Raw genomic sequence first — 20,812 nt, forward strand, 5'->3', positions numbered from 1 at the left:
AACCGCACGAGTCGCGTAGTAGCGCCGCAATAAATTGACGGCGCTACTACGCTCCCCGATTAAAAAAGTGTGAAGTCGCCATTAGAGATCGCAAAAGATGGAACACCTGCCAGTATAGCTAAGTATTCGCCAGTGCTAGCTACCCTGATAAAAGTATCATTCGGGTTAGTACCCGGAGTGATAGTGATGCGGTCAAATCTCAGACCAGCACTTAAACCAATCAGATCTTGACCATCTGTGAAATCTGTAATAATGTCAGCAGATCCCAGACTCGGCCCCCCATCGTCAGGAGCCAGTACAAATATATCAGATCCGCTGCCACCACTTATTACATCTGGACCACGGGCAGCTATAATCGTGTCATTGCCTGCTGCGCCTGCAATGTTGTTGGAGAAATTGTTTCCCAATATTTCATCATCGCCCTGAGAACCTATCAAGTTTTCTAGCTCAAACCCAAAACCAATGGTTGTGCCAAAGCTGTTCGTAGTGAATGTACCGAACGGATTTTGATAGGTTGCTCCATTGAGGGCAAGTTGTGTGGTGTTGTAACCTCCTTCATTCATGTCAAAGTAATAACCAAATATGATGGATTGTAAGGCGGAAAAGTCAAATGTATCAATTCCGCCACCATCCCAAATTGTTTGCTTTATGCCATTTTGCCCATTTGATTCGTTTAGCCCGATAAAATTGTTGACATCAAACCTATAGACTGTATCGCCATCGTTGAAATAACTGGCTCCATAGATTAACTGCAAAGCACGGATATCGTATGCCATCGGTGTGCTTGCCGGGGAGCCAGTGTATGTTCCGGGGAACAAGTTGTAGGTCATTACGGTGTTGCTATTGTTATCTCTCCCTCCGGGGAGAACTGGCGCACCATTTCCGCCATCGAAGGGGTGTTGCAAACCTAGCGCATGACCGATTTCGTGCAGTATCACCTCATAGCCGAAACTACCAGGCCCACCCGAATAATCTACCAAACTCGTATTGTTAGTTAAATGTACGTCGCCAGCAAGATTACCAGTAATGTCGTTGGGGTCTCCAGGATAGTAGGCATAGGCGTAGATGTTTCCGTCAAGAGAGCCCTGTATAGGCCCGTCGGATGACATGAACCGCAGCTGACCGACGTTGGGAGGTCTATCTGAAACTTCAACAAGTTCAAATGGCAGCAAGTTGTCATACTCTTGCAGCATATTGCGGATATTGTTCTTAATTTGGGGGCTCAATTCCCTAATGCCGGATTCTGGCCCTTCATAGGAACCCGCACTAGCTGTGGTAACAAAGCTGTATGTGAGTACACCATTGGGCGGGACATTCCATTTAAATTGTGATGGGAGTGACTGAGGATTGGCTATTTGATTTTCAATGCTGTCGAGAATGAACGGCTCTATAAATCTTGGCACAAAGAAGATGGAGGCCGATCGTCTTTCTCTGACACCTGTGGTTTCAAAGTGTTCTAGCGCTTGTCTGTATGTGAGTCCTGTTCTGGCTAGGTCTTGGTTGTTGGCTAGATAATATACTGGGTCAAATATTAGGGAGGGTCGCCGTCCTTCGTTTATACCAATGTTTACAAAGTGATCGAATGCTTGTCGAGGGGTCAAACCTGCTGCTCTTAGGTCTGGCTGGTTAGCTAGGTAATAATTGGTATCAAAGAAGGGTGAAAATCTCCGCCTTTCATCCAAACCACGGCTTTGAAAATGGTTGAACAATTGTTGATTTGTCAACTCTGCTACAGCCAAGTCAGGGTTGCTTTCTCGGTAGGAGTTGATATCGAAGTATGGAGTAAATCTGCGACCATCATTTATACCAAAGTTTACAAAATGATCTAATAATTCCCTGTTCGTTAAATTCTGTAAATCTGTGTTGTTTTCTCGGTAAAAATTTACATCAAACAAGGGTAAAAAAGGTCGTCCATCTTGTATACCAGTAGTGAGGAAATGCTCTAATAATTGTAGGCCGTTGAAGCTGGCAATATCGGGGTTATTCTGCTGATAGTAATTGAGATCGATCAAGGGGGAAAATCTTCGCCCTTCGTAAACCCCGTATTCGATCAGATGCCCCAATAATTGGTTGTTGTCTAAATTGTTCAGGTCAGCGTTACTAGCTCGATATAAATCTAGATCTACTACGGGGGAAAACGTCCGTCCTTGGAAAAGACCTTCATTTAAAAACTGATTTACTAATAGCTGGGTTCTAAAAAGACCTGAAACGTCTGTGTTGTTAGCTTGATAGTACGTAAAGTCAACAAACGGTGAAAATCTGAGTCTTGATGTGAAACCGCGATCTGCTTCTATAAAACCGTATGTCAATAAGTGGTTAAATGCCTCATCGTCGCTCAGTTGAGCTAGGTCTGGATTGTTTAGTCGATAGTAATTTGCGTCAAATATGTCTTCTAGGGTTAAGCGCGTATCTTCTTGAGCCATGATTTATCTACCTTTTTAAAGTAACGTTTTGTCAGGTCTATCCAAGCAACTAATACCAGTTTGCTCTCCAATACTTGTGGTCGAAAACCTGGTTTTTTTTTGGCAATACCTTCGCCATTTCTGTGTAGGTTGGGCTCTTGTGAAGCGAAACCCAATAAATGCGTTGGGTTTCGTACCTCAACCTAACCTACAAATTAGTCCCTTTTTTGGCTTGGCGGAAATATTTTTGGGCAAAAGGGCATTTGGCATAAGGAATTAGTTATTCTCTCCCTCTCTCCTGCTCTTCCCCTAGTCCCTAGCTCCTAGTTTAATTGGTAGTTGAAAGATTTTTACTGGCGCGTTGGGCGCGTGCTTCTGCTGAAGCCATTACCTCAGCCATGTTTTCTAGCATTTCACCGGGGTGATTTTCTAGAACTCTGGTGGAAAGGGAAATTCGGCTTCTTCCTTCGTCGAGATCGACTATCATTGCTTTAATGGGCTGACCTACCTGAAAGAAATTGGGGAGGGATTCGATATAGGTTTGGCTGATCTGTTTGATGTGGAGCAGACCTGTGGTTCCTCCCATATCGACGAATAGCCCGAAGGGCTTGATACTGCTAATTTTACCTTCTACCAGCTGTCCTAGTTCCATTTCGCTAAATCGGGCAGATTGACTGGCTAGGCGCTGGGAAAGTACGAGTTTGTCGCGAGTTTGATCTAGTTCCAAAAAGCTGGTGGTTAAGGCTTGACCGATTAGTTCTGGCATATTATCTTTTTCGATGAGGTGACTTCGGGGAATAAAGCCGCGCAATCCGCGAACATCGACGGTGACGCCACCTTTATTTACGCCGATAACTTTGACTTGAACTGATTGGGTGCTTTCCTGCATCTCGGCGAGCTTATCCCAAATTTGCTTAATTTCCAGCTGTTTTAGAGAAACTGTGACTTGTCCGTCTGCATCTTGCTCGCGGATGATTAAAAATTCTTGTTCTTCGCCTAAAGGCAAGAGGGCGGACAAATCGTCTACTTCTTTTAAGGTAACTTCTTGGATGGGAAGAAAAGCAGAGGATTTGGCACCAATGTCAATATAGGCTCCATCGTTGGTGTATTCAAAGGCTTTGCCCCGTACTATTTGCCCTTTTTCAAAGTTGAAGTCGTGTTTTTCTAGGGCTTTGGCAAAATCATCCATAGAAAAGGATGTGTTGTTTGCTTGAGAAGGGGTCGATTTGGGTTTCATCTTTCAATCAACTAGATTAGGTTAATTTTGATTAATTCAGTGGGGCGGGAGTAAATATGGCATAGCCAATTATGTATTTTAGCGATCGCAGTTACACAGGCGATCGGACGCTAAAGTTGTTTTTGCTATGACCGAACTCAAAGGGCGACTACCTTAGCATTTTACCTTTGGCTGTAATGAATTCTTGTTTTAGATCTGGGCTAAGAACGGCTGCAAAGCTTCGACAACCTTTGGGACATCCTCATTCACTTGAAGTTGTCATCAAAAGATTCATTTGAAACAACTGTTTAACCTGAGTCCAAGCAGCTTCTGCTGCTGTTGCATCGTAGCTACCGCGACGATCGCAGAAAAACCCGTGGTCAGATCCATCGTAGCGAAAGACACGATGGTGAATGTGATGTTTTGTTAATTCTGCCTCAATTTGGTCAACCTGTGAGGCTGGAATGCTGGCATCCTCGATGCCAAAGAAGGCGTAGAGAGTGCCTTGGATGTCTTTGGTGCGGGTAACAGTGGGTTCGCCGCCTCCTGGTGTCCGAGTCGTAATGCCTGCGCCATAGAAAGAGGCGGTGGCTTTGATATCGGGTAAAGTTGCGGCAAGATAGGCAACGTGACCGCCAAAGCAGAAGCCTATGCAGCCAAAGCCGTCCTTTTTCACTTGGGGCAGGTTCTTGAGATAATCTATTGTGGCTTGAATATCGCTCAGCAGTTCTGATGCGTTGGTTTGTTCCTTGTATTTTCTGCCAATTTGGATATCTTCTGGAGTATAGCCAGTCTCGAAACCGGGGGCGATGCGCTGAAAGATTGCGGGTGCTATAGCAATATACCCTTCCTTCGCAATTCGTTCCGTTACGTCCCGGATATGTTCGTTCACCCCGAAGATTTCCTGCAATACTATAACTGCCGGGAAAGGTGCTGGGCTATCTGGTTGGGCCAAGTAAGCATCTATTTCCAGTTCCCCGTTGGTAACTTTGACGTTAGATGTGCGAATCTGTATGTCTGCCATTGTGATTTTGACCCTCGTGATGTCACCGTTTAGATTCTAGATTGAGAAGGCGGCAGAGATTGATATCTCACCCGGCTGGGTCATTTTATTTTTCTCCATATTCGGTATGATGTTTTTGCAGATAATCTATGCTTATGAGTACGGATTACCAACCTTGCTGGCGCTAATATGTTTGCGCGATCGCAATACACTGAATATGAATATATAGATAAAAACTCAATTTTATGGTTCCTACCGTCAAATTATTTTCTCAACTACTGGATGTGAGTCCCTGGAGGCTCTAAGATGGTTCAATTTCATATACAGCCGGATAGTGAAATTCCGGCATCAACTCAGCTATTTAATCAAATTCGGTTTGCGATCGCATCTCGTCAGTTTCCCCCCGGACACCGCCTCCCCAGCACTCGCGCCCTCGCCATGCAGACGGGTTTGCATCGCAACACCATCAGTAAGGTATATCGTCATTTAGAAGAAATTGGACTGGTGGAGTCACTGGCGGGGTCAGGAATTTACGTCCGCGCTCTAGGTCATGAAGGGGGAGGTAGACTAAAATCTGCGATCGTAGAACAATATCCCCAAGCCAACAAAATCGTCCAGGAAAGCTTGGATAAGCTGCTGGGAGAAGGTTGTACCCTCAGTCAAGCGAGGGAGCTTTTTTTGGGAGAGATTGACTGGCGCTTGCGTTGTAGCGCCAGGGTGCTGGTAACTGCGCCTACCCAGGATATTGGCGTTGGCGAGTTGATGGTGCAGGAATTGGAACAAGCGCTCAAAATTCCCGTGCAACTGGTGCCTTTGGAGCAATTAAGTCTATTTCTGGATCAAACTCATGGTGGTACGGTGGTGACCAGTCGCTATTTTATTGGAGAGGCAGATGCGATCGCATCACCTAAATCTGTCCGCGTTATCCCCGTAGACATCTACGACTACAGTTCCGAAATTCAGATCGTCAGAAATCTGCCCAAAGATAGTTGTATTGGTCTTGTTAGCCTCAGTTCTGGTATTTTGCGGGCGTCAGAAGTAATTATCCACAGTCTCCGGGGTGAAGATTTGCTAGTAATGACAGCCCAAAAAGGAGACAATTATAAACTTAACGCCTTGGTTCGCAGTGCCAGAACAATTATCAGCGATCAAGCTAGTTTCGCTACGTTGAAAGCTGCTGTTGCAGAAGCGAGAGACGATCTGATTCGTCCGCCGCAGTTGATTTGCTGCGACAACTATATTGGCTTGAAATCGATTAATTTGCTCAAGCGGGAGTTGGGATTGGGGTGAGCGAGCGCGAAAATAGAATACAACCTCACAAACAGCACCAAACAATCATAGGAGCATAAAATGACCGCAATCACAATTAAACCTAAACCGATCCTAGAAGAGTTCCTCAAACTTCCAGAAACTAAACCTGCATCAGAATTTATCAATGGAGAAATTATTCAGAAACCTATGCCACAAGGTGAACATAGCCTCTTACAAATTGAAGTCTGCGAAGCGATTAATCGAGTAGCTAAAAGTCAAAAAATTGCTTACGCTTTTCCAGAACTACGTTGCACCTTTGGCGGTGATTCAATTATCCCTGATATCGCCGTATTCCGTTGGGAAAGAATCCCCATACAACCATCTGGCAAAATTGCTAACCGTTTTGAAATTCATCCTGATTGGGCGATCGAAATTCTTTCCCCTGATCAAAATCAAACTAAAGTACTTAGTAAATTATTACATTGTTCCCGAAATGGTACTGAATTGGGTTGGTTAATCGACTCGGAAACCGAGAGTATTCTAGCCATATTTCCAGGTCAGCGAGTAGAAATTTTTTCAGGTACTACTCAATTACCCGTACTTGATGGAATTCAGTTAGAATTGACAGTTGAACAAGTTTTTGGTTGGTTAAAATTTAGTTGAATTGAATTCATTCGTGTGCTTATTCTTATCTGCGTTTATCTGCGTTTATCTGTCTTCATCTGCGGTAAAATTTTAACCAACGATGACAACAGACAATTTGACGATATCGCTCATGTACTAACTATACAACCGGAAAAGATATAACCTATGATCGCAACCATTAAACCTAAATCAAACCTACAGGAGTTCCTAAAACTTCCAGAAACTAAACCTGCATCAGAATTTATCAATGGAGAAATCATTCAGAAACCTATGCCACAAGGTGAACACAGCCGACTACAGGCTAAACTTTGTACTGTTATCAACCAGATAACAGAAACACCAAAAATTGCTTACGCTTTCCCAGAACTACGCTGCACCTTTGGTAGTGATTCAATTATCCCTGATATCGCCGTATTCCGTTGGGAAAGAATTCCCTTTCAGCCATCGGGTAGAATCTCCAACCGCTTTGAAATTAATCCCGACTGGGCGATCGAAATTCTTTCTCCTGACCAAAACCAAACTAAAGTACTTAGTAAATTATTGCATTGTTCCCGAAATGGTACTGAATTGGGTTGGTTAATCGACTCGGAAACCGAGAGTATTCTAGCCATATTTCCAGGTCAGCGAGTAGAAATTTTTTCAGGTACTACTCAATTACCCGTACTTGATGGAATTCAGTTAGAATTGACAGTTGAACAAGTTTTTGGTTGGTTAAAATTTAGTTGAATTGAATTCAGTAAGTAGGTAAAAGTAAACAAACTGAACACCCAGAAACCCGGTTTCTCCAAGAAACCGGGTTTCTAAAGCCCGCAGTTTTACGTTTAATTATGCACTTTACCTTTACACCACAGCTTCTCTCTTTATTCCCAAAAATTCTCGCACCTTTTCCAAATAAGTTTCTGCATCTTCCAACATCGGAAAATGAGCCGTATCGGGAATCACAACATACTCCACTTTTTCACTTAACGCTGCCGCCTGTCTTCCCATTTCTGCTGGTATGATGATATCGTGTTCGCCAGAAACCAAAAGCGTCGGCACCGATAACTTAGCAAATTCTTGCGGCATTACCTCAGATGCTTCTTTACTCACTGAAGTAAAAATTGTACCCAAAGCAGCCTCATAATCTGCTATGATAAAATCCTCTAAAAAAGCCTTACTGATTGCGGTTGGTAGAGGGCGATGCAAAAACCGCTTCATGAATAATTTGTCGGCAAAAGGAATTTTACTTAACCAGGGAGGACGAAACTTAACGACGTAACCGCCAAATTTATGGAAAGCAGCAAATGCTTTTTCGTCGTATTCAAAAATGCCGCTACAAGTTAAAATAGCCCGTTCCACTCTTTCTGGGTAACGGTTCAAAAACAGGGTAGCAACAGAAGCGCCCATCGAGTGGGCATTCAGATAAACGCGATCGATCTCAAAAATATCTAATAATGCTGCTAAGTCGTCAGCATACTCTTCCATTTGGTATTTCAGCGTAGGCGTTTCACCTAATGGTAAGCGCGATCGCCCAAAACCGCGCATATCGTAAAGCAGACAATCAAACTCATCTGCTAGCGCAAAGCAAGTGCTTTCCCAGTATCTACCAGAACCAGCCCAGCCGTGCAAAAAAATCATTACTGGCTTAGTTTTGCCAGCTTCCGATGAGCGAATCCACTCGTAATAATGCTCGACGCCCCGAACTTTAATTAACGGCATTTGTCAGTTGTCAATAGTCAGTTGTCAATAGTCAGTTGTCAGTTGTCAATAGTAGAATTCTGCCCATGACTAATGACTAATGACTAATTTAAGCTGATTCAGGCTTTGGCAGCGAAGAAGGATGTACGATCAGTTCGGCAGTAGAACGTTTCTCTACCATTTCCCGCGTAATCATGCAACGAGTGACATCCTTGCGAGATGGCAACTCGTACATCACATCCAACATTAACTCTTCCACAATACCGCGTAAAGCTCTGGCACCAGTTTTGCGGCGGTAGGCTTCTTGCGCGATCGCTTTAATCGCATCCGTCTTAAACTCCAGCTGCACGTTGTCCATCTTCAGCAGTTTTTGATACTGCTTCACCAGCGCATTGCGCGGCTGAGTCAAAATCGCCGTCAAAGTTTCTTCATCCAGCGGATCGACTACTGCGATCACCGGAATCCGGCCTATAAACTCTGGAATCATGCCAAATTTTACCAAGTCGTCGGGCTCCTGCTGTTTCAGGATATCCGCAGTCCGTTTTTCTCGCGATGGCGTTTCCCCACCTTGAATAAAGCCCATTGACTTTTTGCCAATTCTCTGCTCTACCACCTTCTCCAGACCAACAAACGCACCCCCGCAGATAAACAGAATATTGCTGGTGTCAATCTGAATGCAGTCCTGATAAGGATGTTTGCGTCCGCCTTGGGGAGGCACGTTTGCCACCGTCCCCTCCAACATCTTCAGCAGAGCTTGTTGAACCCCTTCGCCGGAGACATCCCGCGTAATCGAAGGATTTTCGCTCTTACGGGCAATCTTGTCAATTTCATCAATGTAAATAATGCCTCGTTGAGCTTCCTCTACATCAAAATCCGCTACCTGAAGCAATCGCAGCAAGATATTTTCTACATCTTCCCCGACATATCCTGCTTCCGTCAGCGTAGTAGCGTCAGCTACAGCAAACGGCACATCCAAGATATTTGCCAGAGTTTGAGCCAAAAGCGTTTTTCCGCATCCGGTTGGCCCCATCAGCAGGATATTGGATTTTTGTATTTCTATTGAGTCTTCCGCACTCACTTTGCCGCTGCTTTTTGATTGAATAAAGCTGAGCCGCTTGTAATGGTTATATACCGCTACTGAGAGGACTTTTTTCGCCTCATCCTGGCCTATTACGTGTTCGTCTAAATACTTTTTAATTTCTCTCGGTTTCGGAATTTGATGCAGCGAGAGAGCAGATGAGCGGGTACGTCGCTTTTGGGCAGGTTCTGACTTTGGTGCTGGCCCAGGAGATGCTGGACTCGAATCCAACAGCTCCTCATCTAAAATTTCGTTACACAGGTCAACACATTCATCACAAATGTAGACTCCCGGACCAGCAATCAATTTGCGAACCTGCTCTTGAGACTTGCCGCAAAAGGAACATTTCAAATGGGAGTCGTACTTAGGTGACATAGCTGCCTCTTATTTAAGTGTGGTAACGGCATTTCCTGAAATGGGTAGGTTCTGCCTAGTGATGACCTGATCGATAAGGCCATAATCTTTGGCCTCTACGGCTGACATGAAGAAGTCGCGGTCAGTATCGACTTCTAATTTTTCTATAGGTTGACCAGTATGATAAGCCAGTAATTCATTGAGCTGACTTTTATGATAAAGAATTTCCTTGGCTTGAATCTCAATGTCAACTGCCTGACCTTGGGCTCCGCCTAGTGGCTGGTGAATCATGATCCGGGAGTTGGGAAGCGACATCCGCTTACCACGGGTTCCTGCTGTGAGCAGAAACGCGCCCATACTCGCAGCCAATCCAAAACAGATGGTAACAACATTGGGGCGAATTTGTTGCATGGTGTCATAAATCGCCATACCCGCTGTCACCGATCCCCCTGGAGAGTTGATGTAAATCTGGATGTCTTTTTCGGGATCTTCTGAGTCCAGGAACAGCAACTGGGCCACAATAGTGTCCGACACTTCATCGTCAATCGGCGTTCCCAAGAAGATGATTCGCTCCCGCAATAGGCGCGAGTAAATGTCGAATGCTCTTTCCCCCATACCAGACTGTTCTACCACCATTGGTACGACCGTGTTGCTGGGGTGCAAGTCGTATATGGACGAGTAGTGCGAGCTGGTGGGCGAGTAGTTAGGAGACTGAGATATAACCATAAAACCTAATTCAAGTTGTGCCAGCTGGCACTCGTGCTGTGAACTGAAAATGCTCAACGATACTTAATTACAACTATATCCGTTATAGCCAATATCTGTTGTCTTTGACTATCTTTACTGGGCAAGTTTGGCTTTCTATAAGAGAGATATCGAAGTTTTACCATTTTCCTTTTGATATGCTACACCTTGTAACTATTGTCCTCTAGCTCTAGCGATCCCCTGCTGACTGTGATGTTTATCAAAATCAAAAGTGAAATGGTCTTGGCCGTGGTACTTTTTGTGTCCTTACCCTGCTAAAATGCGTTTCAATTTGGCACAAGTATAGACGTGAGAGTTCCATCTCTAACTTGGCATTTTCGCCCCCTACCCCCCCATCTAGGGGGAAATCACTCCCCCTCTGCCAAGGTTGGGAGAGGGGGCAGGGGGGTGAGGGCGAGACTATCCCGGCTTAAGTTGGTAGCCGTCAGATGTCTTGGGATCGGCTTAACTCTCTTGTGGTTCGGTTTGGTTTGGCTCCACTTGGGCTTCAGGGGTTTCAGCAGTTGTTTCTGCTTCAACTTCAACTTCGGCTGGCGCTGGGGCTTGGTTTTCTGAGGCTGTAGCACTCAGGGAGCCTTCCGGTACGAGTTCGATGGTGGAATGTTCCTCCAACCATTTGATGATTTTTTCGGTCAGCAGTTCGTTTTCGACGAATTCTCGCAATTTTTCGGGGTCGATGTCTTTCTCATCGCTGTACTCCTGCATCACCTCTTGAGAGCGTGTTGCCACTGCGGCTGGTTCTACTTGGATGGATTCCCTTGTGGCTACTTCTCTAAGTCCTAGAGAGCGCTTGAGCCGATCGATCGCATCTGGGAGCGATCGCTCTCGGAACTGCGGTATCATTTCCTGAGTAAACAGCTTCTTGATATCAATCCCCTGCTTACTCAGCCGCATTGCTGTTTGAGTCACCAACTCATCAACCTCTTGCTCAATCAGAGTTTGAGGTAAATCGACTTCTACCAGGTTCACCAGTTCAGCCAGCAGTGCTTCCTGCTTGTTGGCATCAGTTTTGCGCTGCGCTTGCTCCTGAAACCTGGTTTCCAAAGTCGATCGCAATTCCTCTAATGTTTGAAACTCGCTGATTTCTTGGGCAAAGTCATCGTTGACTTCCAGTAACTCTTTTTCTTTGAGGTCTTTGAGCGTCACCGCGAAAACCGCAGGCTTACCAGCCAACTCTTTTTGGGGATAGTCTTCGGGGAAGTCCACAGAAACTTCTTTGCTTTCCCCCACATTCATCCCGACCATCCCATCAACAAAGCCTTTGATAAAGCGCCCTTCTGCTAACTCTACCTGAAAATCCTGGGCTTCTCCGCCGGGAATCTCTTCAGCTGCTTCACCCTCTGCTGACGCTTCGCTTACCAGCCGTCCCTTAAAATCAACTACTGCCACATCTCCCATCTGCGCTGGGCGTCCCGATACTGGCACCAAGGTAGCTAGTTCTTTGCGGCGTTCTTCTAAAAACTTATCCACCGAATCGGGGTCGTACTTGACTTCTTCTGCCTTTAGATGTAAGCCAGTGTACTGTTTCAAGTTAACTTCGGGTACTACATCAACTGCGGCTGAGAATGTCACCGCTTTTCCCAGTTCAAACTGGTTAACCAACTCATCAAAGTTAGAGCGCAGCTGGTAGTTGCCTAGAGCCTGGATTGACTCTTGCTTTATAGCATCTCTAACCCCATCGCGAATTATTTCTTCCAAAGCTGCCGCTTTCAGTCGCGTTGAGCCAAAGCGCTGTACCAGAATATGACGAGGAACTTTGCCTTTGCGAAACCCAGGGATGTTGGCAGAACGAGCTAGGTCTTGAAAAACCTGCTCGTAAGCTTTTTTGGATATTTCGGACGGAATTTCTATTTCCAAGCCTATCTGGCTCTGGGGAAGCTTTGCCTGGGTAACTTTCATGCCTCTTTTTTTCTTTGACGATAACTGCTTTAATTTCTCAAGTTCAAGAAGCCCAACCGGGACTGCAACGCACTGTACCAAGCTATGCTTGGGATCTCCTGTGGTTAAAGAGCGGGTTATTTAACCTCGATCCTTTAACAGGTGTCTCTCAGCGTGATATGCTGGTGCAAGCAACCAGCGATGGTATCTACCAACTTAGGTCAGCCCAGAGTCCCTTAAGACTTAAGCCTTAAGGGAAGGAACTTTTCCCGTTTTTTTGGTTTCCTATCTGATGATAGTACATTTAGATACTCCTTTCGCACTGTGTTCGACAGTTGAGACAATTTTTGGCAGAGAATTATGTTAAATTTATATAAGCTGTGAAAAATAAATTACAATTTTGACAAATACCCAGATAGATGACTCAATAACATCTAGAAATTAAAAAAGCAACTTACTTTTTATGGGCAAAGTACGAGGGTATTTGACCAAAAGTCTTTCTAAAAGACCCCTAACATACATAAACCCGCTCTTTTTTCTGAGAAGTCGGCTGGATTTGTAATATTGTAGTTAGAAATTGTCGAGACGCTGCTTAAAACCAGTTGACTGTTTTAAATATTACATCGAAAATTATCCTGATCTTAAAATCCCAAATATCTCAAACCGTTCAAATGGAGGTAGTTAGTTTGTCAAAATCCTATCGAGTAGCCATATTAGGAGCCACTGGAGCCGTAGGTACCGAGTTGCTCGAATTGCTGCAAAGTCGTAAATTCCCGCTGGCCGAGCTAAAGCTCCTAGCTTCACCTCGTTCTGCCGATCGCATCATGCCGTTTGGCAACGAAAACCTGCCAGTAGTGGCGGTAGGAGAACATTCGTTTGACAATGTAGATATCGTCTTGGCTTCAGCAGGGGGCTCTACCTCAAAAGAATGGGCTCCTAAAGCGGTAGAGGCCGGTGCCGTGGTAATTGATAACTCCAGCGCCTTCCGCATGGATACCCACGTACCCCTGGTAATTCCAGAAGTGAATCCAGATGCCGCAGCTTCTCATCGCGGCATCATCGCCAATCCCAACTGTACGACAATTTTGATGGCCGTGGCAGTTTGGCCCTTACATCGGGTACAGCCAGTCAAACGCATGGTGGTAGCAACCTATCAGTCTGCCAGCGGAGCCGGTGCGAGGGCAATGGAAGAAGTGAAACAGCAGGCTTTGGCCATTTTGCAAGGCGAGACACCCAAAACAGAAATATTTCCCTACCCGTTGGCGTTTAATTTGTTCACTCATAACACCAAGTTGAATGAGTTAGGGTATTGTGAGGAAGAAATGAAAATGGTCAACGAGACGCGGAAGATCTTTGGAGCGCCAAATCTGAGAATTACGGCAACTTGCGTTCGGGTTCCCGTCTTGCGAGCCCACTCAGAAGCAATTAATCTAGAATTTGAGGAGGCTTTTAGTGTAGAAAAAGCGCTCCAAATCCTGAGTAAGGCTCCCGGAATACGGATAGTAGAAGACTGGCAGGCAAATTATTTTCCGATGCCTTGCGAAGCCAGCGGTAAAGATGAAGTTTTAGTGGGTCGAATTCGTCAGGATATTTCTAACCCCGGTGGATTGGAACTTTGGCTTTCTGGAGACCAAATTCGCAAAGGGGCAGCATTGAATGCAGTGCAAATTGCCGAGTTGTTGGTAGCAAAAAGTTGGGTTCAGTCAGCAACAGCAGCTGTTACTGCTTAGGCTCGCTATCTTAAATGGAAATGGGGGATTTTGGACTCGTCGCCAATCCAAAATCCAAAATCGAAAATAAAAAATTTCTGCAAAGGAGTTTGTAAGAGTGTGGTAAGATTTGGAAGAGTTGTAACTGCAATGATTACGCCGTTTAAAGAAGACGGCAGTGTAGATTATGCTGTTTCTGAGCAGCTGGCATCACATCTAGCTGAAAACGGTACAGATGCCTTGGTGGTTTGCGGAACCACAGGCGAATCGCCAACATTAAGCTGGGCAGAGGAATACGAACTATTTCAGGTAGTAAAAAAGGCGGTAGCAGGAAAAGCTAAAGTGCTGGCGGGCACAGGTTCAAATTCGACGACGGAAGCGATCGCAGCCACGCAAAAAGCAGCTAAAATAGGATTAGATGGCTCTTTACAGGTCGTTCCCTACTACAACAAACCACCCCAAGAAGGGCTGTATCGGCATTTTCAGGCGATCGCGCAATCGAGTCCCGATCTGCCCCTGATGCTCTACAACGTACCCGGTCGCACCGGACAAGACCTATTGCCAGAAACGGTAGCCCGGTTGGCTAAAATTCCCAATATTGTTGCCATTAAAGAAGCTAGCGGTAACCTGGATCGGGCAAGTCAGATTAAATGCCTAACTCCCCCCGAATTTGCTCTCTACTCTGGAGACGATTCACTCACCCTGCCCGTGCTGGCAATTGGCGGTATTGGTGTGGTAAGTGTAGCCAGTCATTTAGTCGGAACACAGCTACAACAAATGATTCAAGCTTTTGAAGCGGGTAAAACTCAAGCAGCAACTCAGATACATTTGCAACTTTTTCCCCTGTTCAAAGCGCTGTTTGCCACAACTAATCCGATTCCAGTCAAAGCAGCTTTACAACTTCAAGGCTGGGCTGTCGGCAGCACTCGCCCGCCCCTATGTGAAGCCCCCCCTGAGATCGCTGAAAACTTAAAAACTGTGCTAAAAGAACTTTCCCTGTTATAGCAGGCGCAATACTTATGCCAGGTTTTTAGACAACTGAATAATTAGGTAATTTCAGATGGCAAATTTCAGATTGTAGATTTAAAGATTAAATTTGCCATCTCAAATCTGAAATTTGAAATTACTTTAACCTATTAGCAACGAACGTTTTTTGATACTTATCGTAAGGACGCAAATGACTAGAAACGGAAATTTACCAACCATCAAAAAAACCGAAAATTCACCAATCATCAAAATTAGTGGCGAAACTTCACCAACCATCAAAATTAGTGGCGAAACTTCACCAACCATCAAAATTATTGCCCTGGGTGGTCTGCACGAAATCGGTAAAAATACCTGCATTTTTGAGTACGACGATGAAATCGTACTACTAGATGCAGGGCTGGCTTTTCCGACTGAGGGGATGCACGGAGTCAACATTGTCTTGCCAGATATGACCTATCTGCAGGAAAATCGCCACAAGATCAAGGGCATGATTGTCACCCACGGTCACGAAGACCATATTGGCGGAATTCCCTATCATCTTAAACAATTTGATATTCCGGTGATTTACGGCCCGCGTTTGGCGATGGCTTTACTGCAAGGGAAACTGGAAGAAGCAGGTGTTGCTAATCGCACTGAACTCAGGTCAGTAATGCCTCGCGACATTGTTCGCATTGGCACTCACTTTTTCGCCGAATTTATCCGCAATACCCACTCTCTTTGCGATAGTTTCACCGTCGCCGTTCATACCCCAGCTGGGGTAATTATCCACACTGGGGATTTCAAGATTGACCACACTCCCGTTGATGGTGAGTTTTTCGATCTGCAAAAACTAGCCGAACACGGCGAAAAAGGTGTCCTCTGCCTAATTAGCGACTCGACGAACTCGGAAGTCCCCGGTCAGACGCCCTCAGAAAGGTCTGTTTATCCCAATTTGGAGCGGATTTTCTACCAAGCACCAGGACGCTTGATGGTGACCACCTTCGCTTCTTCGGTACACCGGATCAATATGATTCTGGATTTGGCGAAGAAGCAGAATCGGGTGGTGTCGATCATTGGCAGGTCGATGCTGAATGTGATTGCCCATGCTCGCAATCTTGGTTATATCAAATGTGAAGACAATCTTCTGCAACCTTGGCACGTTGTTCGCAACTTACCAGATGAGAAAGTTTTAATTCTCACTACCGGATCTCAAGGTGAACCTCTGGCGGCTATGACCCGCATTGCCAACCAAGAACATCCCCACATTAAAATCCGTAAGGGGGATACGGTAGTGTTTTCGGCTAACCCAATTCCGGGCAATACGATCGCAGTTGTGAATACGATCGATAAGTTGATGGTGCAGGGTGCTAACGTAATCTACGGTCGGGAAAAGGGGATTCACGTCTCCGGTCACGGCTGTCAGGAAGACCAAAAGCTGATGATTGCCTTGACTCGCCCCAAATTCTTCTTGCCGGTACACGGAGAACATAGAATGCTCGTCAAGCACTCCCAGACGGCTCAGAGTATGGGCATTCCGGCAGAAAATATGGTCATCATTGACAATGGCGATATTGTGGAGGTGTCTGAAGAGCGCATCCGCATCAATGGCAAGGTTCCTTCCGGCATTCAACTGGTGGATAACGCTGGAGTTCTCCACGACAGCGTTCTTAAGGAACGCCAGCAACTGGCAGAAGATGGTGTCGTAACTGTGGCAGCTGCGGTGGATTGGGATGGCAAACTGGTGGCTAAACCAGAAATACACTTACGAGGTGTGGTAACCTCGGTAGAACGGAGTCTCCTGCAAAAGCTTGTCCAACAGACGATGGAAAACCTGTTAAACGATCGCTGGCAGGAATTTGCCCGTGGTTTCGAGGGTGAAGACCTTGAGGTTGATTGGGTAGGTTTGCAAGTCCAAATGGAACAGGCTCTACAGCGACTGCTGCGCCGCGAACTCCAGAGTCGTCCTTTGCTCGTCCTCTTGATGCAAATTCCCGATGCACCGCCAACTAAAGCCACAGGACGCCGCCGCCGCGCCACTGCTAGAGTCGCGTCCTAGAACACAGTTGTATAGCTAGGGGCTAGGGGAGCGGGGGAGCGGGGGAGCGGGGGAGCGGGGGAGCGGGGGAGCGGGGGAGCGGGGGAGCGGGGGAGCAGGAAAATTCTGCGATCTCTCCCACTCAGCACTCAGCACTCAGCACTCCTCACTCCTCAGTTGCAAATCGTTAAAAAATGTTAAGTTATATAAGCGTGCAAAACTTTTGCGATTAGTTCCCAACCGCGATTGTTTCTGCATCTACCAGATTGCCCAAGCGCGATCGCGGAACCTGCCAGATCATCTGCAAGTCACTGCTCTTATGTCCCCATTTTGTCAAAATTTCCGTGATATTACTCACGCAAAACCTTCCGACTTGGAGACATTATTTGATTAGACAACTGGGTTGTCTAAAGATAGAGAGGGCAGATCGACCGTAAGTTGGATGAAAGAACGCAGATCGCGTCGCCAAAATCAACCAAACGGGTGTACCCATCCGGGAAAGAGATTTGTCATGCTGTATTTAACCAACAGAGGAAGGCAAACTCCTCGTTGGAAAATAGGAGATGAAAAATGAATGTATCTGATTCTACCATAGAAAATCCAACCTTGACAACTTGGGTGTGGATTGACCAAGCAGATATCACCGCCGCAACACCTCTTAATAGTTTCCGCCCCAAGCTGAAATTCGATCCGCTGCAACCTGTCCGCCAGATTCTCGATCGCTTAGAAGTGAAAGACCCGGAACTGGCTCATCGCTTGTGCCAAATGATTCCATCTCAATGTCCGTTCGAGCGAGATGTCAAACTTTTTGGTCGTACTTTGTTTCACATCCCGCCATTGTGTAAGCTTAACCCCCTGTACGAGCAAGTGGCTTACCTACGCTTCCGAGCTTTGTGCTATCTTGCAGATGAATGCGGCGAAGACATTTCTTCCTATTGTTAGCGATCGCGCTTTCCAAAATTACTCATTAGTTTCCTGTCCAAGTCGATCAGATAATCTTTGCCATAGGAGTCGTTTTCTAAGGTTTCGATCAGATGAAGGGGAAGGTTTTGGCTAATTTCAGCGCTGCACGAAGCTGCACCAAGTGCGATTGCCCCTACTGTATCCACATCTCCAGAAAAGGCGATACAATCCTTCAGAAGTTCGGTCATTGAATCGTTGCGAATAATAGCAGTAATTGCCGCCCTGACGCTCATCCATCCTTTCGATTTTACCTCTCCTTGCCACGGTTTCGACCATTCACCGGGGATTTGTCCCTCCAGAAACTGCCCCAGTTTCCTTTTTGGCCCTAGCTGGTAAATAAAGTAATGGGACATCAGGGCTGCTGCTGTGGCGGCATTAATCCCATCCGGTGTATTATGGGTGATTGCTGCCTGGATTTTTGAATATTCGATAACTTTCTCTATTGTGGTCAAAACGCCAAGCGGAGCAGCACGCATCGCTGCTCCGCTTTTGTCGCTGGTGGGTTCTATTTTGGCTAAGAAGTCCTCTCCATCGTCAATTGTGAGTAAAAATTGGTAAAACTTCCTGGCGTAGCCTTCTCTGCGATCGCGTTGAAAAGCCTTGACAAACCAGTTGGCTAAGAGTTCTGGTGTCCAGGGTTCTCCAGAAACGATCGCAGAAGCGATCGCGATACTCATCTGGGTATCGTCCGTGTAGCACCCTGGTGTGAGTTTTTGACGGGGATGCTGCACGTATCTGCTCAAATCGTTGTAACCCAGGTTTATCATCTCATCAGCGTATTCAAATCCTGCACCGTAGGCATCGCCGATCGCCAATTCCAGCAGCATATACTTTTTGTAATACTTTCTGTATTATTTGAGCTTACCGATCTAAGTCCAATCTATCCAAGGCAGTATAACTCACTCACCTGAAAAGGGCTATAATTATGGTAAAGTTTAAAATTATTAACACTCATATTTTTTTACAAAATATGAGTGTTTGCTATGATTATTGAATAGCAGATTATTTGGGCTGATAAAAATAAGCAAAACTTGATGATGCAAGGCATTGCTGGAATTTACAGCGGCTTGCAGCCCTTATGAAGTACACCCCAGAAACCCGGTTTCTTCAAGAAACCGGGTTTCTCTGTACCTCACTCACCTTCCAAGCGCTGTAACTGTAAAGCTAGGCCACCGAAAGCTCCTGGAAAAAGTAAAGTTTAATTTCACAGAGTTGCGACCTAATTGGGCAAATGATAAATTGATCGTAGAAGTTGAAAAGCTTCCCTGGCAGAGAAAACAGCCAAGTGAAATTGAGTTTAGAGGAAAAAGCGCTGTTTATATCTAATCTGTCTCGTCCAAATACAATAACACCCAACCCAGAAGTTGATATTTCCTAAAATGGTTAAAAGAGAGCAACGCAACTGATTTTACCGAAGAATTCGGTTAGTTGTTAAATCAGTGCAACTCTAGATAGAATTACCAAAGAGAGGAAATCACTCAGCAAGTAAGGGCTTGGGTGTTGTTGTATTGTAAAACTTCACTGACTTTCTAGCCAATTATAGACATTTATAGCCAAATGTAGTATAATATCCTCAAAACTTAGGGAAATAAATGCAGCTAGTTGAAAAGCACATTATCGATCTTAACCACTGGCTATACAAGCAGCTAGATAATTTGTGTTTCCTTTCTAAGAATCTTTTCAACTACGCTAACTACCTGATTAGACAAAAATTTATTATAGCAGGAGAATACCTCGACTATTACAAAATCCAAAAACTATGTCAGGGAACGAATGATTATTTAGCATTACCAGCTAAAGTATCTCAGCAAGTCTTATTGAGATTACATGAAAGCTGGAAGTCATTTTTTGAAGCGACTTCGGAGTATAACGAACATCCCGAGAAATTCAAAGCGAGACCGAAAATTCCTCGATATAAACACAAGACATTAGGCAGAAATGTCCTGACTTACACGGCTCAAGCCATTAGTCAAAAATGGCTCAATAAAGGAATGCTCAATCTGTCCAAAACTCACATTTTTATGACTACTAAAGTCAAACAAGTAAATCAAGTCAGAATCGTCCCAAAAAATTACCATTATGTCATTGAGGTAGTTTACGATGCAGAGGCTCTTTGTCAATCATCATCTGGTGTTGAAGTCATAGCAGGGATTGATATTGGCTTAAATAATTTAGCGGCAATTACATCCAATCTACCGGGGTTTAAACCGCTGATAATAAATGGTAAGCCGCTGAAATCAATCAATGCCTATTATCACAAAAATCATGCATTTTTGCAGTCATACTTGAAGGAAGATAGAAAAACATCAAGAAAAATTAAAAAGTTAACTCATCAGCGCAATTGCTTAGTAGATAATTACCTGCATAATGCAAGTCGATTCATTATCAATCATCTGGCAGCTAACCGCATCGGGACACTGGTGATTGGTAAAAACGATGAGTGGAAGCAGGGTATAAATCTGGGCAGACGCAATAATCAGAACTTTGTGGCTATACCTCATGCACGGTTTATTCAAATGCTGACTTATAAAGCCGAGTTAGCAGGAATAGCTGTGAAGGTTATAGAAGAAAGTTACACAAGTAGGTGTTCTTTTTTGGACAATGAACCTTGTGTCAAGCATTTGGAGTACAGAGGTAAGCGAATTAAGCGTGGTTTGTTTCGTGCTGGTGACGGTAGACTGATTAATGCAGATGTGAATGGTAGTGCTAACATTGTCAGGAAAGCATTTCCCAACGCTTTTGCCGAGGGAATACAGGGCGTAGTAGTACGTCCAGTGAGGGTAACACCTTACAAAACGGTTGTAAGAGGCAAGTGTAATATTTGTCTATAAAACCTGCAACTATTTAAAGATAAAATTTGATAGAGTATC

Annotated in this window: 18 protein-coding genes; 9 read left to right on the forward strand and 9 right to left on the reverse strand. The window is 45.0% G+C overall.

Annotation, left to right across the window (positions count from 1 at the left end; genetic code table 11):
• Positions 1-59: 59 nt before the first annotated feature.
• The 3 genes from LAY57_RS14780 to LAY57_RS14790 all read right to left on the reverse strand — a co-directional run bounded on the left by LAY57_RS14780 (position 60) and on the right by LAY57_RS14790 (position 4,642).
• A complete protein-coding gene (locus LAY57_RS14780; RefSeq protein WP_249067542.1) occupies positions 60-2,423 on the reverse strand; it encodes a M10 family metallopeptidase C-terminal domain-containing protein in 2,364 nt (787 codons plus the stop codon).
• Positions 2,424-2,730: 307 nt separating this feature from the next.
• On the reverse strand, positions 2,731-3,639 hold the full coding sequence (locus LAY57_RS14785; protein WP_249067543.1) for a S1 RNA-binding domain-containing protein: 909 nt from the start codon (positions 3,637-3,639) through the stop codon (positions 2,731-2,733).
• Between the two features lie 241 nt (positions 3,640-3,880).
• Complete coding sequence (locus LAY57_RS14790) at positions 3,881-4,642, reverse strand: dienelactone hydrolase family protein (RefSeq protein WP_249067544.1); 762 nt, start codon at positions 4,640-4,642, stop codon at positions 3,881-3,883.
• A gap of 285 nt (positions 4,643-4,927) precedes the next feature.
• On the opposite strand from LAY57_RS14790, the gene plmA reads away from it, so the two are divergent.
• The 3 genes from plmA (at position 4,928) to LAY57_RS14805 (ending at position 7,243) form a co-directional block, all read left to right on the forward strand.
• Positions 4,928-5,911 (forward strand): transcriptional regulator PlmA, encoded by a 984-nt coding sequence (plmA, locus tag LAY57_RS14795; protein ID WP_249067545.1) that lies wholly within the window; start codon positions 4,928-4,930, stop codon positions 5,909-5,911.
• Positions 5,912-5,971: 60 nt separating this feature from the next.
• A complete protein-coding gene (locus LAY57_RS14800) occupies positions 5,972-6,535 on the forward strand; it encodes a Uma2 family endonuclease (RefSeq protein ID WP_249067546.1) in 564 nt (187 codons plus the stop codon).
• 147 nt (positions 6,536-6,682) lie between these two features.
• Positions 6,683-7,243: a Uma2 family endonuclease gene (locus LAY57_RS14805; RefSeq protein WP_249067547.1), complete on the forward strand. Its 561-nt coding sequence runs from the start codon at positions 6,683-6,685 to the stop codon at positions 7,241-7,243.
• 114 nt (positions 7,244-7,357) lie between these two features.
• Here LAY57_RS14805 and LAY57_RS14810 read toward each other — a convergent pair whose 3' ends face one another.
• The 4 genes from LAY57_RS14810 to tig all read right to left on the reverse strand — a co-directional run bounded on the left by LAY57_RS14810 (position 7,358) and on the right by tig (position 12,290).
• Positions 7,358-8,215, reverse strand: a complete 858-nt coding sequence (locus tag LAY57_RS14810; protein WP_249067548.1) for an alpha/beta fold hydrolase — start codon at positions 8,213-8,215, stop codon at positions 7,358-7,360.
• Between the two features lie 88 nt (positions 8,216-8,303).
• Complete coding sequence (gene clpX, locus LAY57_RS14815; protein ID WP_249067549.1) at positions 8,304-9,647, reverse strand: ATP-dependent protease ATP-binding subunit ClpX; 1,344 nt, start codon at positions 9,645-9,647, stop codon at positions 8,304-8,306.
• 9 nt (positions 9,648-9,656) lie between these two features.
• On the reverse strand, positions 9,657-10,352 hold the full coding sequence (clpP, locus tag LAY57_RS14820) for an ATP-dependent Clp endopeptidase proteolytic subunit ClpP (protein WP_275994002.1): 696 nt from the start codon (positions 10,350-10,352) through the stop codon (positions 9,657-9,659).
• A gap of 483 nt (positions 10,353-10,835) precedes the next feature.
• The gene (tig, locus tag LAY57_RS14825; protein WP_249067550.1) at positions 10,836-12,290 is read right to left on the reverse strand and encodes a trigger factor; all 1,455 of its coding nucleotides are present in this window, start codon (positions 12,288-12,290) and stop codon (positions 10,836-10,838) included.
• 14 nt (positions 12,291-12,304) lie between these two features.
• Between tig and LAY57_RS14830 the strand changes: the two genes are divergently transcribed.
• The 4 genes from LAY57_RS14830 to LAY57_RS14845 all read left to right on the forward strand — a co-directional run bounded on the left by LAY57_RS14830 (position 12,305) and on the right by LAY57_RS14845 (position 17,000).
• A complete protein-coding gene (locus tag LAY57_RS14830; protein WP_249067551.1) occupies positions 12,305-12,523 on the forward strand; it encodes a hypothetical protein in 219 nt (72 codons plus the stop codon).
• 417 nt (positions 12,524-12,940) lie between these two features.
• A complete protein-coding gene (locus LAY57_RS14835) occupies positions 12,941-13,999 on the forward strand; it encodes an aspartate-semialdehyde dehydrogenase (protein WP_338022420.1) in 1,059 nt (352 codons plus the stop codon).
• Between the two features lie 99 nt (positions 14,000-14,098).
• Positions 14,099-14,983 (forward strand): 4-hydroxy-tetrahydrodipicolinate synthase, encoded by an 885-nt coding sequence (dapA, locus tag LAY57_RS14840; RefSeq protein WP_249067553.1) that lies wholly within the window; start codon positions 14,099-14,101, stop codon positions 14,981-14,983.
• Between the two features lie 172 nt (positions 14,984-15,155).
• Positions 15,156-17,000 carry a ribonuclease J gene (locus LAY57_RS14845; RefSeq protein ID WP_249067554.1) on the forward strand — a complete coding sequence of 615 codons (1,845 nt, stop codon included), beginning with the start codon at positions 15,156-15,158 and terminating at the stop codon, positions 16,998-17,000.
• Between the two features lie 208 nt (positions 17,001-17,208).
• Here the strand turns inward: LAY57_RS14845 and LAY57_RS35855 are convergent, their stop codons facing one another.
• On the reverse strand, positions 17,209-17,337 hold the full coding sequence (locus LAY57_RS35855; RefSeq protein ID WP_275994003.1) for a hypothetical protein: 129 nt from the start codon (positions 17,335-17,337) through the stop codon (positions 17,209-17,211).
• A 212-nt stretch (positions 17,338-17,549) separates the two neighbouring features.
• Here LAY57_RS35855 and LAY57_RS14850 point away from each other — a divergent pair, with 212 nt between their 5' ends.
• Positions 17,550-17,921 (forward strand): Mo-dependent nitrogenase C-terminal domain-containing protein, encoded by a 372-nt coding sequence (locus LAY57_RS14850; protein ID WP_249067555.1) that lies wholly within the window; start codon positions 17,550-17,552, stop codon positions 17,919-17,921.
• Here the strand turns inward: LAY57_RS14850 and LAY57_RS14855 are convergent.
• Positions 17,918-18,769: an ADP-ribosylglycohydrolase family protein gene (locus LAY57_RS14855; protein WP_249067556.1), complete on the reverse strand. Its 852-nt coding sequence runs from the start codon at positions 18,767-18,769 to the stop codon at positions 17,918-17,920. The two genes, LAY57_RS14850 and LAY57_RS14855, sit on opposite strands and share 4 nt — an antisense overlap.
• A gap of 765 nt (positions 18,770-19,534) precedes the next feature.
• On the opposite strand from LAY57_RS14855, the gene LAY57_RS14860 reads away from it, so the two are divergent.
• Positions 19,535-20,773, forward strand: coding sequence for an RNA-guided endonuclease InsQ/TnpB family protein (locus LAY57_RS14860; RefSeq protein WP_249067557.1), 1,239 nt, complete (start codon positions 19,535-19,537; stop codon positions 20,771-20,773).
• The last annotated feature ends 39 nt before the right edge of the window (positions 20,774-20,812 follow it).

The sequence above is a fragment of the Argonema antarcticum A004/B2 genome, assembly GCF_023333585.1.
Lineage (GTDB): Bacteria > Cyanobacteriota > Cyanobacteriia > Cyanobacteriales > Aerosakkonemataceae > Argonema > Argonema antarcticum.

Coding starts and splice junctions, on each gene's coding strand:
- LAY57_RS14780 (WP_249067542.1), bottom strand. CDS start 2,423: ATGGCTCAAGAAGATACGCGCTTAACCCTAGAAGACATATTTGACGCA.
- LAY57_RS14785 (WP_249067543.1), bottom strand. CDS start 3,639: ATGAAACCCAAATCGACCCCTTCTCAAGCAAACAACACATCCTTTTCT.
- LAY57_RS14790 (WP_249067544.1), bottom strand. CDS start 4,642: ATGGCAGACATACAGATTCGCACATCTAACGTCAAAGTTACCAACGGG.
- plmA (WP_249067545.1), top strand. CDS start 4,928: ATGGTTCAATTTCATATACAGCCGGATAGTGAAATTCCGGCATCAACT.
- LAY57_RS14800 (WP_249067546.1), top strand. CDS start 5,972: ATGACCGCAATCACAATTAAACCTAAACCGATCCTAGAAGAGTTCCTC.
- LAY57_RS14805 (WP_249067547.1), top strand. CDS start 6,683: ATGATCGCAACCATTAAACCTAAATCAAACCTACAGGAGTTCCTAAAA.
- LAY57_RS14810 (WP_249067548.1), bottom strand. CDS start 8,215: ATGCCGTTAATTAAAGTTCGGGGCGTCGAGCATTATTACGAGTGGATT.
- clpX (WP_249067549.1), bottom strand. CDS start 9,647: ATGTCACCTAAGTACGACTCCCATTTGAAATGTTCCTTTTGCGGCAAG.
- clpP (WP_275994002.1), bottom strand. CDS start 10,352: ATGGTTATATCTCAGTCTCCTAACTACTCGCCCACCAGCTCGCACTAC.
- tig (WP_249067550.1), bottom strand. CDS start 12,290: ATGAAAGTTACCCAGGCAAAGCTTCCCCAGAGCCAGATAGGCTTGGAA.
- LAY57_RS14835 (WP_338022420.1), top strand. CDS start 12,941: ATGGAGGTAGTTAGTTTGTCAAAATCCTATCGAGTAGCCATATTAGGA.
- LAY57_RS14845 (WP_249067554.1), top strand. CDS start 15,156: ATGACTAGAAACGGAAATTTACCAACCATCAAAAAAACCGAAAATTCA.
- LAY57_RS14850 (WP_249067555.1), top strand. CDS start 17,550: ATGAATGTATCTGATTCTACCATAGAAAATCCAACCTTGACAACTTGG.
- LAY57_RS14855 (WP_249067556.1), bottom strand. CDS start 18,769: ATGCTGCTGGAATTGGCGATCGGCGATGCCTACGGTGCAGGATTTGAA.
- LAY57_RS14860 (WP_249067557.1), top strand. CDS start 19,535: ATGCAGCTAGTTGAAAAGCACATTATCGATCTTAACCACTGGCTATAC.